Source organism: Aestuariibacter sp. GS-14, assembly GCF_006494365.1.
Classification (GTDB): Bacteria; Pseudomonadota; Gammaproteobacteria; order Enterobacterales; family Alteromonadaceae; genus Alteromonas; species Alteromonas mangrovi.
Genome location: NZ_VHIP01000004.1, coordinates 80,728 through 93,914 on the forward strand (window position 1 = coordinate 80,728; position 13,187 = coordinate 93,914).

Annotated in this window: 11 protein-coding genes; 3 read left to right on the forward strand and 8 right to left on the reverse strand. The window is 48.4% G+C overall.

Features of this window, described 5'->3' with window-relative positions; translation table 11 throughout:
- Positions 1-36: 36 nt before the first annotated feature.
- Positions 37-1,398 (reverse strand): bifunctional UDP-N-acetylglucosamine diphosphorylase/glucosamine-1-phosphate N-acetyltransferase GlmU, encoded by a 1,362-nt coding sequence (gene glmU / locus FJ444_RS08185; RefSeq protein WP_140957729.1) that lies wholly within the window; start codon positions 1,396-1,398, stop codon positions 37-39.
- A 353-nt stretch (positions 1,399-1,751) separates the two neighbouring features.
- On the opposite strand from glmU, the gene FJ444_RS08190 reads away from it, so the two are divergent.
- Entirely contained in the window at positions 1,752-3,176 is a 1,425-nt protein-coding gene (locus FJ444_RS08190; protein ID WP_140957731.1) for a sensor domain-containing diguanylate cyclase, read from the forward strand.
- A 7-nt stretch (positions 3,177-3,183) separates the two neighbouring features.
- Here FJ444_RS08190 and FJ444_RS08195 read toward each other — a convergent pair whose 3' ends face one another.
- Genes FJ444_RS08195 through FJ444_RS08205 form a run of 3 tightly spaced genes read right to left on the reverse strand, consistent with a single transcriptional unit; the run spans position 3,184 to position 5,930 of the window.
- A complete protein-coding gene (locus tag FJ444_RS08195; protein ID WP_140957733.1) occupies positions 3,184-4,077 on the reverse strand; it encodes a DMT family transporter in 894 nt (297 codons plus the stop codon).
- Positions 4,074-4,535, reverse strand: coding sequence for a methylated-DNA--[protein]-cysteine S-methyltransferase (locus FJ444_RS08200; RefSeq protein ID WP_140957735.1), 462 nt, complete (start codon positions 4,533-4,535; stop codon positions 4,074-4,076). Before FJ444_RS08200 ends, FJ444_RS08195 begins: the two co-directional genes overlap by 4 nt.
- Positions 4,536-5,930, reverse strand: coding sequence for a DNA-3-methyladenine glycosylase 2 family protein (locus FJ444_RS08205; RefSeq protein WP_140957737.1), 1,395 nt, complete (start codon positions 5,928-5,930; stop codon positions 4,536-4,538). It abuts the gene before it with no gap.
- Positions 5,931-6,130: 200 nt separating this feature from the next.
- Between FJ444_RS08205 and FJ444_RS08210 the strand changes: the two genes are divergently transcribed.
- Positions 6,131-7,306, forward strand: a complete 1,176-nt coding sequence (locus FJ444_RS08210; protein WP_370298021.1) for a serine hydrolase domain-containing protein — start codon at positions 6,131-6,133, stop codon at positions 7,304-7,306.
- Between the two features lie 36 nt (positions 7,307-7,342).
- Here the strand turns inward: FJ444_RS08210 and speA are convergent, their stop codons facing one another.
- On the reverse strand, positions 7,343-9,268 hold the full coding sequence (speA, locus tag FJ444_RS08215) for a biosynthetic arginine decarboxylase (protein WP_140957739.1): 1,926 nt from the start codon (positions 9,266-9,268) through the stop codon (positions 7,343-7,345).
- A 264-nt stretch (positions 9,269-9,532) separates the two neighbouring features.
- Here speA and FJ444_RS08220 point away from each other — a divergent pair, with 264 nt between their 5' ends.
- A complete protein-coding gene (locus tag FJ444_RS08220; protein WP_140957741.1) occupies positions 9,533-9,919 on the forward strand; it encodes a DUF3224 domain-containing protein in 387 nt (128 codons plus the stop codon).
- 99 nt (positions 9,920-10,018) lie between these two features.
- Here the strand turns inward: FJ444_RS08220 and FJ444_RS08225 are convergent, their stop codons facing one another.
- Genes FJ444_RS08225 through FJ444_RS08235 form a run of 3 tightly spaced genes read right to left on the reverse strand, consistent with a single transcriptional unit; the run spans position 10,019 to position 12,865 of the window.
- Positions 10,019-11,392, reverse strand: coding sequence for an NAD(P)(+) transhydrogenase (Re/Si-specific) subunit beta (locus FJ444_RS08225; RefSeq protein ID WP_370298031.1), 1,374 nt, complete (start codon positions 11,390-11,392; stop codon positions 10,019-10,021).
- Positions 11,393-11,419: 27 nt separating this feature from the next.
- Entirely contained in the window at positions 11,420-11,704 is a 285-nt protein-coding gene (locus FJ444_RS08230) for an NAD(P) transhydrogenase subunit alpha (protein WP_140957744.1), read from the reverse strand.
- Positions 11,705-11,707: 3 nt separating this feature from the next.
- Entirely contained in the window at positions 11,708-12,865 is a 1,158-nt protein-coding gene (locus tag FJ444_RS08235; RefSeq protein WP_140957746.1) for an NAD(P) transhydrogenase subunit alpha, read from the reverse strand.
- Positions 12,866-13,187 lie beyond the last annotated feature (322 nt).

A 13,187-nucleotide genomic window follows, 5' to 3' on the forward strand; every position in this document is an offset into this window, starting at 1 on the left:
GTTGCTGAGGTGGGTGTCCAGAGATTAAATGGATAATCAGGCCTTTTTGGTAGGACGTTTCCAGCCGCTGATATTGCGTTGTTTGCTTCTTGCTACGGCAAGATTATGCTCCGGCACATTGGATGTGACAATAGAGCCAGCCGCCACCGTTGCGCCCGCGCCTATTTCTACGGGCGCCACTAGCGCTGAATTAGAACCAATAAATGCATTTTCTCCAATTAGTGTCTTAGACTTATTTACACCGTCATAGTTGCAGGTAATGGTACCAGCGCCAATATTGCTGTTGGCGCCAATAATCGCATCTCCCAGGTAGGTCAAATGATTGGCCTTTGCTCCTTCTCCGAGGGTGGCTTTTTTCATTTCAACAAAGTTACCCACCTTTGATTTACGCTCCATTACTGCTCCTGGACGTAATCTGGCATAAGGACCAACAGTACAGTCTTCGCCAACGCTGGCGTCCTCAATGATGCTATTAGCTTCGATTACTGCACCAGAGGCTACTTCGGAGTTGATAAGCACACAGTTAGGACCAATTACCACGTTGTCACCCAACTTAACATTACCTGTAAATACGCAATTTACATCGACATAGACATCCTGACCGGTGGTTAATTGTCCACGCACGTCAATTCGGGCAGGATCTGCCAGCGTGACGCCCGCCGTCATCAATGCTTCAGCCTGCCATCTTTGCAGGGTGCGCTCCAATCGGGCTAATTGCACCCGGTTATTCACTCCCTCTACTTCCACAGGTGAGTCAGGATGTGCAGACTGGATACGTTTGCCTTCGGCGGCAGCCATGGCGATAACATCGGTAAGATAATACTCGCCCTGGGCATTGTTGTTAGTTAATGCTGCCAACCAACGCTTCAGGTCTTTACCACCCATGACCATCATGCCGGTATTTATTTCTGTAATCGCACGTTGCGCTTCAGTAGCATCTTTATGCTCAACTATTGCAACAATATTATCGTCTTTTCTGATAATACGGCCCATGCCTGTTGGATCATCCAAATGCACAGTGAGCAGCGCCAAATCACATTGAGACTTTGCGGCTATTAATCGCTCAAGGGTTTCAGCCTTAATCAAGGGCGCATCCCCAACCAAAATCATCACATCTTCGTCATCAGTAATATAATCAACAGCCTGCATAACGGCGTGGCCGGTTCCCAGTTGCTCCTGCTGCAAACACCAGTTTATCTGCTTGCCTTCAACCCTGGCTTTCAATTGGTCAGCACCATGCCCATAAACCAGATGAACGGCAGTTGCGTCCAATGACTCAACTGTGTTGATGATGCGTTGAACCATAGGCACGCCACCTATTGGGTGTAACACCTTTGGCAGCGAAGATTTCATTCTTGTGCCTTTACCCGCCGCCAATACCACTACTGAAAACGCCATATCGAGTCCTTTTCAAAATTGATGCGCCATAGTGTAACCAACTCATCACTACAAGTCAGTGGTTCTGTAACATTTCTGGACACCCACCTTGTTTATGGACACCCACTTTATTTATGGACACTCACTCAAAAACTGGACATCCACGGTTCACATGTTTGAACTAAAAAGGCGGTAAAGGTGGGTGTCCCCAAAAAAGTGGGTGTCCAGAGATTGAGGTCTGGGCGTCATTAATATGCGACAGTGGCACAACGTGTTCTCAGCGGTTATTATATGCATGGCATAGACATGATATGCCCAAGGAAGCATCCCCCCAATGCAATAACCTCACAGCTTCAAGGAGAGATTAAAAGCCAGTGAACGCATTCAGGACATTACATCGAAGCATTTTGCTGTTGTTCGCCGTGGTTGTCATCGCGATTGTCACGCTGGTGCATTTCAGCATCTCAAAAATCGTTGCCGAGCAAAGTCGGGCGCAGCAACAATCATTATCACCCGCGATCTCGCTCATCGTTACACAAATCCTCAAGCCGTTGCACGTATCGGAAGCGCTCGGAAAATCCCGCGAGCTGGTTACCTTAATGGAAAAAAGCCAGTTGGACGAAGCTGAGATTTTCTCAGCGCTGGACAGAATGGAACAAGAATTTGGTCTGACCTTTTTTATTGCCTCAGAAGAAGCAAGAGTCCAGTACAACTCTGATGGAACCAAGCTAGACCTGATTGAAGGTGAAGTATCCTGGTACTTTAAATACCGGGACTACGAAGCCGATGCCATAGCAGACATAGGCAAATGGGAAGATACGCATTTCTACATCGATATTAAAATTTACGATGATTCAGGCAAATTTTTAGGCTTTTTTGGTGTTGGCAAAAGCCTGAAAAGTTTCGTATCCGTGTTTGACACCTACAAACGCCAGTACGGTTATGACTTCCTGTTTGTAGACGGGCAAGGCGACATCATGCTGTCTTCGGATGCCTCGTTAATTGCAGCAAACGCCGATTTTACCAACCTGACTGAATTACCCTGGTACGCAAGCCTGCCCGATAAAGTTATCGCCGAAAACGCCCTGAACAACCAACTAATTACCATTAACGGTAACGACCACCTGATTGCCGAAGTTGCCCTACCACAGTTCGGTTGGACGGTGTATTTACTCAGCCCCCTGGATGCACGTCAGGCTGAAATATCCCAGGGATTCATCTTCAGTGTAGTTACGCTGCTTGTTATCATTTTTGCACTATTCTTACTCATTTATAACCTGCTGTATTATTTCCGTAGGGACATGCAGCCAGAGCTAATCATTCGCAATACACACAGGTTGCCAGACAGAACGCAAATTGAAGAGTCGTACAGTGAGCTAACCAACAAACACTCATCTTTGAGTATTATCTTGGTAGACATTGATGATTTTATGAAAATTAATGATCAGTATGGCCGCAATGCTGGCGATGATGTGCTCGATAAAGTCTCTGGCTTTATTGCCAGCCATCTGCGGGACAAAGATATTCTGGGGCGCTGGAGCAGCGAGGAATTCATTATACTGCTACCTGATATGGGCCCGCATGAAGCGCATGATCTCGCGCAAACTTTACGCCATGGCATTGCTATTTTGCCACCGCCTGCGGAATTTGCCGACATGCAATTAACTGCGAGTTTTGGGGTGTCATTTACCGCTACCAAGCGTTCCATGCATGAAGTGACTGCACACGCCGAAGATGCACTTTATCAAGCGCGACGCGATGGCCATAATTTAGTACGCGTTCAGCTTATCGACGCATAATCCATAATCAGCGCTTTGACTTTGCCATTGCCCAGCGGTAGCCCCGTTGGGCAACACCTGATGTCAGGCTTATTCCCAGCAATATCAACCCCCCACCAGAAAAATCAAGTACGCTGAGTCGCTCGCCCAGGAATAAAAGCCCCCAAACAATACCGAACAGTGGCACAAGATAACCTACCATAATAGCTCTGGCTGGGCCTGCCGTAGCGATGATATAAAAATACAGAAGGTAGGCTATACCAGTCCCCCCTAAAGCCAACGCCAGGGCATTCGCCCAGGCTATCCCAGAAGGCATAACAGAAGGAAAGTCCAGTAATAACAATGGAAAGAGCAATAGCGATGCCCAGGCCTGACTGCCGCCGGCAATCACTACGGGTTTTACACCTGACAGTGCTTTTTTAAGCAAACATGCTCCTATCCCATAACAGCAAGTCGCCCCCAGCACGGCCAGAATAGGCACAACGCTCAAATTGGCCCCCACGGCCTTTTCAAAGCTGATCAGCACTACACCTACAAAGCCCAAAGCCAGGCCAACAACACCGGCGCGGGTCATTCGGTCATTGAGCCACAACATGGCGATTAATGCACCGAACATAGGCGCAGTTGCATTGAGTATAGCCAGCACGCCCGACTGCAAGTGCAAACTCGCGTAGTTAAACAAAACAAAGGGTATACCCGTGTTGATGAGTCCTAACACCGCCATCGGCCGCCAGTAGGTTACTAACATGACTCTAGCGGTCTGACCTAACAGAAAAGGCATAAAAACCAGTGTGGCGAGCAACGTACGCAGCTCCACTAGCGTAAAGATGCCGAATTCCGGCGCAGCCACTCGCATAAACATAAAAGATGCACCCCAAATAGCACCAAGAAGTAATAGTGCTGCTAACGCCCGGTTGCTCATCGGTATGCAATCCCTTCCAGTTCCAGCAATGCCTGCTTGCGCGACAACCCACCTGCGTATCCAGTTAAGGTGCCATTTTTACCAATAACACGATGGCAGGGCACAATAATACTCACGGGATTCCTGCCATTGGCCATACCGACTGCCCGGGATGCGGTAGGCTTGCCAAGCGCACTGGCAATTTGACCGTAATGTTGTGAGTGTCCAAAAGGTATTTTGCACAGTTGCTGCCATACGCGTTGCTGAAACGATGTTCCCTGAGCATCTACCGGTACCGTAAAAGTGGTTAACGACCCGGCAAAATACGCATTGAGCTCATGATAGCACCGATGAGTGATCGGCGATGGTTTATCATCTTCGGTCTGGCGCTCAACAAATTTAACGGCTGACACACCTTGTTCACTTGCCTGGATCAGAATGGGCCCCAGCGGGCTGGATATATATTGAGTATATTGCATTTATTGTTCGCTCTTAGCCTGTTGTGCCGATGCCAGTAACCAGAGTTGAATAGTGAGGTAACTGCGCCAGGGCGCAGCCAACTCTGTGCTTAAGCCCATCCCTTCTGCCTGCCGCCTGGCAATGAGATCACCAGACAGAAACTGATCAGGCTCACTGTCGCCTCGTAATTTTATATATTGCAATGTCCACGGCCCTACCCCGCGAATGGCCAGAATTTGCTCGTCACAAGGAACAGCATCCCCGCATGAATTTATAAGACTGGCAAAGTCCCGAAGCGCCTGTTTTCGGGCCCCTGGCATCCTGAGCATGGCCAGGTCGCTCGCGGCTAATGCTTCAGGCGAAGGAAAATACACCTGCCCTTCCTGATTATCACCCAACGCGGCCACCAGCGTATTCAATTGCGTAATTGCCGCTTTAATGCTCACCTGCTGCCCAATAATAGCCCGGCAACCGGCTTCATACACACTCCAGGCACCAGGCAAGCGCAATCCGGGTGTCAGCTGATCTGCCGGCAAACCTGTTGCAATAAGTGATTGCGATATAACGGCTGGATTTGTATCCATATCCAGCACTCTTCGCAGTGTAGTGATTGCAGGCTGTATCTGTGCAGGGTTTGAGATAGTCAATTGAATGTCGAAGCCACCTTTATTTTCATTAAAGTAAGCACTCACACTCAATACACCGTAGTTATCCTTAAAATGCCGTTGATAGCCATTTGAATCAACGAACTCAACTCCCTGAACCGCGCGCAACGCCAGAAATGAACAAACTTGCGGCCAGTTGTATGGCATATGTACTGGTAAAAACAACGATACTTCGTTTGTTGGTTGCGAGTGCTGTGCGCCGCGAAGCTGACTGGGACTTAATTTACACCATCGTTGCAAGGTGTCCTGTAACCGCCTTGCCGACTGAAAACCACAAGCAATGGCAACATCAGTTACCGGTAGTGATGTTTGCTGAAGCAATCGTTTTGCCTGCAACAACCGGCTATGCAACTGATATCGTTTAGGCGGCATGCCCACCGCTTTATGGGTAAGCTGATTCAAATACCGTTCAGACACACCCAGTCTCTCTGCAATTTGCGTAACAGGCGCAGCTAACTCACTGGAAAGCAATTGCAGGGCGCGCTTTGCTGTGGTCTCTACGCCCTGCCAGGCACACGAACCAGGAGCGCTGTCAGGCCGACAACGCAGGCACGGGCGAAACCCCTGTTCCAGCGCCTGTTGCGCAAAGTGAAAATACCGTACATTATGCTCAGCCGGCAGGCGTGCAGGACAAACTGGTCGACAAAATATCCCGGTTGATAACACGGCAACATAAAATTGCCCATCGAACCGACGATCCCTCGACAATCGGGCACTGGCATATTGTTGTTGCTGGATTTCAGAGATCATTGTGTTGCCGTGTTGTATTTAACTGAGGGTATATTAGCGGCTTTTTTTCGTTGAGACGCGATGAAATCGGTAGTCACTTAGTACACACTGTAAACGATATTCGCCACACGAGTTGATCAGTTTATGTCGCCGCCGCATAATATGGACGTTTTTGTCAGAATAACAAGCATGTACGTGCGCTACTAACTCCGGAGTGTTGTTTGCCTTTTCGTTTATCACGTTACGTGAACTGGTTATTTGCACTGTTGTCGGCTATCAGTTTACTTCACTCGCAGCGCATTCTGGCCGATGACCAGTGGTTTGCCGATTATGCGAAACATGTAGAGCAAGAAGCCAATAAATACAACGTACCCGGCTACGCCATGGTGTTCTATCAACAGGGCAAAGCACCGGTCATTGTGGTTTACGGTAAAACCCATGCCAATGGCGATGCGGTCACCCCTGACACTGTATTTCGTTTAGCCTCGGTATCCAAAACCTTTACCGCTGTGCTTATGGCAAAAATGGTGAGGCAACACCAGTTGGAATGGAACACGCCGGTGGTATCGCTCAGCACGACCTTGCAATCCCAAGGTACCATGAACCCCAATTTGACTCTGGGCCACATTGTCGGGCAGTCGAGTGGTTATATGCCCAACGCTTACGACAACCTGATTGAAGCCAATTACCCGTTAAAGCGCGTATTAGGTCAACTGGCAGGTTTGAAACCATTGTGTGAACCAGGCGAATGCTACACGTATCAAAATGCGTTGTTTGGGGTAATTGAAGAATACTTTACGGGCAACAATACGTCTTATCATCGCCAGCTTCGCGAGCAGTTGCTGTATCCATTGGGGATGGAAACCGCCAGTGCAGGTAAAGGCGGTTTATTAGCCTCTGAAGAGTGGGCCAGGCCTCATATTGCGATTGCCAGAAACCGTTGGCGCGAAGGGCAGGTAGAAAGTAATTATTACCGATTTAGTCCAGCGGCAGGGGTAAATGCCAGCATTAAGGACATGACACGCTGGCTACAAGCCATGCTGGTAGAATTCCCAACCGTGGTACCTGAGGATGTCATTGCCGATGTCACCACACCCAGAGTAAAGACCTCACGGGAAGTCTATCGCCGGGGTTGGCGCGATAACTTAACCGATGCACACTATGGCTTTGGCTGGCGGATTTATGATTACGCAGGAGAAACATTGAATTATCACGGCGGGTGGGTAAAGGGATACCGAGCTGATGTATCGTTTTCTCCCAAGTACCGCGCTGGCTATGTGATGTTAATGAACGCGGAATCTAACCTCATTAACACCACTACCGCAGATTTCTGGCGAACCTACTTTCAGGAAGCCAAACGCAAGCAACAAGCTCCGGCCAGCACTGCAAATGAATGAGGGAGCATCAGCGTAGTTTGCTCCCCCAGTAAATACTTACTTCGTTTTTAAATAAGTATATCCGCTTAAACAATCCTCGTAGAAATCAGTCCAGCGTACACCTTCACGTGGTTTGATGTTCCCCATGGAAACCTGCTTATCGATGAGACGTTTGACATCGGAAGCCATCGCGCGCGGGTTGTACTGCATGATCGACAGCACATCTTCAACAGACGAGCCTTTAACAATTTCTTCAATGTAAAAATCTTCCGGATCGTCATCGTAGCTGAAAATATGCACTTCGTGCAGTCGACCAAACAGATTATGCATGTCGCCCATTACGTCCTGATAGGCCCCGGTTAAAAACAACCCAATGTAATAAGGCTCGTCTTTTTTCAGCTTGTGCAGAGGTAAAATATCAGTGATTTCACGACCAATGGTAAATTGATCAATTTTGCCGTCACTGTCGCAGGTAATATCTACCAGTGAACAGTTCACCTCAGGTCGCTCGTTCATGCGGGTAATGGGCACAACAGGAAGCAATTGGTCGATTGCCCAGGTGTCAGCCGCTGATTGAAATATCGAGAAGTTACACAGATACTGCGCAGACAAGCTGTAATCAAGCTCCTGAAGCTCTTCTGGCACATAATCAGCGTCGGCGTAATACGCCTGCAAACGCGTAATGATTTGCCAGTACAGCGTTTCGATTTTTGCCAGCTCTTCCAGCGACAACACACGCAATTTAAACGCGTCCAATGCCTGCTCTTTGTATTGTGATATGTCGTTATACACTTCCTGCATACTGGTGAGTTCTTCGAACGACTCGGCCAATTCACGCATATTTGTAACGAAAATATGCTCGCCTTCGCTTTCACTGGTGTCTACTTCAGAACTGTTGGAGCGAATTTCGCCCACAATTTGAGAGATCACACAGCTGTGATGTGCGGTGATTGCCCGCCCACTTTCGCTCACCAGGTTAGGATGCGGCACACCTTCAAGATCACACACCTCCTTCATGCCATACACTACGTCAGACACGTATTCCTGCATGGTGTAATTACGCGACGATTCGCTGGTGGACGCGGTGCCATCGTAATCGATACCCAAACCACCACCTACATCAACATAATCCAGCGGAAAGCCCATTTTATGCAATTCTGCATAAATACGCGCGCCTTCGGAAATGGCATCTTTAACCGAACGAATATCAGTAAGCTGACTGCCAATGTGGAAATGCAACAGTTTCAGACAGTGCGCCATGCCTTCTTCTTTCAGGTAGCGCGCTGTATTGATAATTTCGGAAATAGTTAAACCAAACTTGGCCCGTTCACCACCCGAACTTTCCCATTTACCGCGGCCTTTCACGGTCATTTTAGCCCGCACACCAATGATAGGTTCGATTTCCAGTTCTTTGGCAATGCGTACTAAAAGCAGTAATTCTGAATATTTCTCTACCACCACGACCATACGACGACCGAGCTTTCGGCCTAACAGCGCCAGACGCATGAATTCTTCGTCTTTGTAGCCATTCAGTACGGTGAGTGAATTTTCATTGCTGTTCATCGCCAGCGCGGTAATTAGCTCGGCTTTTGATCCTGCTTCAAGGCCGTAGTTGAAAGGTTCGCCGGCATCAACGATTTCTTCAACCACTTCACGCATCTGGTTTACTTTTACCGGATATACACCATTGTACTCGCCGTTATATTCGGCTTCGGCAATAGTATTTCGGAAAGTCGTATTCAGATTGGCAACCTGAGAACGCAATACATCGTGGAAGCGAATAACAACAGGCAGCTGCACGCCTTCTTCCAGAATTTCATCAATAACGGCTTTGAAATCGATGAGTACAGACGGGTCCGAAGGATTCGGCACCACATGCACATTACCATTTTCACCAATCTTAAAATAACCGCCGCCCCAGCGGGATACGCCGTAGATGCGCTCAGCTTCTTCGATCGACCATTCTGACGAGAGTCCAACCATGATGTACCTTTTGATATATCCGCTGCCCACATCCAGGAAATGCGCGCAGAATGTTACTTAAAATAAGCCGCGTATTATAACGACCTTTGATGTCAGCGCTATGACTATTTAACCAACTTTATTGCATAAACAATTATTCAGTGGGGTTCGCAAAATTAATAGCGATGCGCGGCTAATCAGATCACAAACCGTAGCATGAATTTTGCGCAAAGTCCTTTATACTGGACAGACTAATTTTTAGTTTGTTCAATTTGGAATGAGGTAATAACTATGCATCACATACAGGGCGAATTCTCCGTTGAACTCTCTCCGCAAGCTGACGAAATAAACACTGGCCGTATGCTATTGAATAAAACCTACAAAGGCGCGCTTTGCGGAACAAGTGAAGGTCAGATGCTTAGTGTCCGAACCGACACGCCCGGCTCGGCGGGGTATGTAGCCATTGAACAGTTTAGCGGCACACTCGATGGCAAGGCCGGTTCATTTGCACTGCAACATAGCGGTACCATGAATCGCGGCGAAGCTTCACTCACGGTATCGGTGATCCCCGATAGTGCCAGTGGTGACTTAACCGGCTTGAGCGGCAATATGCAAATCACCATAGAAAACGGCGCGCATTACTACGATTTCAACTATGTATTTACCCTGTAGGCTGGCAACCCATCACCAGTAAAAACAAAAAAAGCAAAGTGTATTCAACACTTTGCCTTTTACATTTACTGCATCAATCCGGGCCGGTTGGCCTGCAGATTATTCGTCGCCGAACTCGCGAATAATGCTGTTAATGGTGTCTTTCGCATCACCCAATACCATGCGGGTGTTGTCTTTAAAGAACAGTGGGTTATCTACACCCGCAAATCCAGCGTTGGCGGAGCGTTTCAACACAAATACGGTTTTCGCGCGATACACCTCGATAACCGGCATACCGTATATTGGGCTGCCTTTCATCTCTTTTGCTGCCGGGTTAACTACGTCGTTCGCACCGATAACGATAACCACATCGTAGTTTTCCATGCGCGGGTTAACATCATCCATTTCACACAGTTGATCGTACGGCACGTCGGCCTCGGCCAGTAACACGTTCATATGGCCAGGCATACGACCCGCAACCGGGTGAATGGCGTACTCAACGGTGCAATTATTCTCTTCAAGCAACGACTGCAGTTCACGAACTGCGTGCTGCGCCTGGGCAACAGCCATACCGTAACCCGGCACAACCAACACGGATTGCGCGGCTTCCAGTACGTAGAACGCATCCTGAGCGGCCATGATTTTCACTTCGCCTTCAATAACTGCACCCATCTCAACCGGCTTGGAGAAGCCCGACAGCAATACATTCATTAAAGAACGGTTCATGGCTTTACACATGATGTTAGTCAGGATCAGGCCAGACGCCCCCACCAGCAAGCCGGTTACAATCAGAATGGTGTTAGCAACAGCCAGACCCGCCGCACAGGCTGCAACACCTGAATAGGAGTTCAGTAGTGCAATAACAACCGGCATGTCTGCGCCACCAATTGATATGGTAGCCCACACACCAAAGCTAAGCGCCAGACCAATTGCCAGATACAGCCATAGTGCATTCGACGGGTCGGTTGCAAACAAGTAACCCACGGCAACAAAGCCAATGATGTGCAGGATACTTAGCTCACGCAGGCCGGTAAAAATGAACGCCTTGGACGACATTTTGCCCGACAGTTTGCCCCAGGCAATCACTGAGCCCGAGAACGTAACACCACCAATCAGGATAGTCAGGAAAATCGTTACGAATACCAGCTCATCGGTTGTAGCCATAGAGAGTTGGTTCATACCGGTTACGGTTGCCCAGCCCAGCAGCAATGATGCCAAACCACCAAAACCGTTGAACAGCGATACCATTTCTGGCATTTGCGTCATTTCAACTTTCTTGGCTTTCCACGCACCGTATGCACCACCCAGCACAAAGCCCAGCAGGATCCAGTGATAGCTGATGATCTGTTGATCTATCAGAGTAACTACCACAGCGATAAACATACCAATGGCAGAGACAAAGTTACCGCGGCGGGCGGTACCCGGATGACTTAACAGTTTCAACCCCAGAATGAACAGGGTAGTTGCCACTATGTAGGCAAGATTGATGATCATTGCATTATTACTCACAGCATAATCTCCTTACTTGCCTTGCTTTTTCTTGAACATGCCCAACATGCGGTCGGTTACCATGTAACCGCCTACCACGTTGATGCCTGCCAGTGCTACCGCAGCAGTACCCAGAATAGTGGTGAGTGTGTCGTTTTCAGCACCCGAAGCCACTAACGCACCTACCAGGGTGATCCCGGAAATGGCGTTTGAACCCGACATCAATGGCGTGTGCAGCGTAGCTGGCACTTTGCGAATCAGTTCAAAGCCTAAAAAGGCGGCCAGCAGTACAATAAAAATCAGGTAAATGGTTTCCATGACTTACTGCCCCCCGTAAGCATTTTTCAGCATGTTATTGATTACGGCGCCACCGTGCGTGATCACACTTTGCGCCAGAATTTCATCTTCCAGATTGAGTTCAAATTGCTTGGTTTCAGCATTAAAGAATTCATCAATCAGGTTAAACAGGTTATTGGCGTACATGTCGGTAGCGTCTTTGGCAACCTGCTGGCTCCAGTTACCGGTACCAATTACCGTTACCCCTTCTACCTGCACGGTTTTACCCGCTACTGAGCCCTCAACGTTACCGCCAGACTGCGCAGCCATATCCACTACCACACTGCCGGGCTTCATAAGCGCCAGCGTATCTTTGCGGATGAGTACCGGAGGTTTGCGACCAAACAACTGTGCCGTTGTGATCACGATATCGGAATCGGCAATAGCGTCGCGTTGTGCGTCCTGCTGCTTGGCTTTTTGCTCGTCAGTGAGTTCTTTGGCGTAGCCGTCTTTGGTTTGACCGGTTTCACCAATGTCGATTTTAAGGAACTTACCGCCCAACGATTCCACCTGCTCGGCCACTACCGGACGGGTATCGTATGCCAGTACGTTCGCGCCCATACGTTTCGCGGTAGCAATAGCCTGAAGGCCCGCTACACCTGCACCAATAATGAATACTTTGGCAGGCTTAATGGTGCCTGACGGGGTCATCATCATAGGCAAAATGCTGGGAAGACTGTTGGCAGCCTGAAGCATCATCACATAGCCCGCCAAGCTGGCCTGTGAACTCAGGGCATCCATCTTCTGCGCGCGCGATGAACGAGGGATCATTTCAACAGACAGGGTTGAAACCTGCTTCGCGGCAAGTTGTTCAACCAGCGACTGTTGGAAGAAAGGATCAATATGACCAATCACCAGTGTGTTTTCGCTGAGTTTGGCCAAATGGGCATCTGATGGACGATTCACATACAGCACAATATCTGCGCTGGCTAATGCTTCGGTGCCATCTTCAATTATGGTTGCGCCTTGTTCTGTATAGGCTTCGTTGGTGTAGCCTGAACGCGCACCGGCGTCAGATTCAATCACCACGTTTAGCCCCATACGGCTAAGACGCATTACGGTGTTTGGCGTTACCGCACACCGGCGCTCTGCTACATCTGTATCTACAGCGTGCTTTGCTTCGTTTAGTACTAAGAGTTGCAAGGGTGTTCTCCTCTCCTCCGGGCAAAAAGGTCCCTGGCCAGGCGTAAAGGTACGTCGACCAAGTCAGTATGTATTTGCTGCCACAAGATGCTTAATCCATTAACTACAAAATTGTAAAGCGACCTTACTATAAAGCTCACTTATGAATAACAATTATGTAATCTTCCCGTTCTTGTGGTTTTTATTGGAAAGGACTACGGCTGACGCCAATAATGCATAAATCAAAGCCAAAATGAAAGCAAAAAATAGAAGGTCGGGCCTTATATTTCATTTATGGAATGCATTTTACTTATAATTAATATTTATATGATGTAGGAAGATG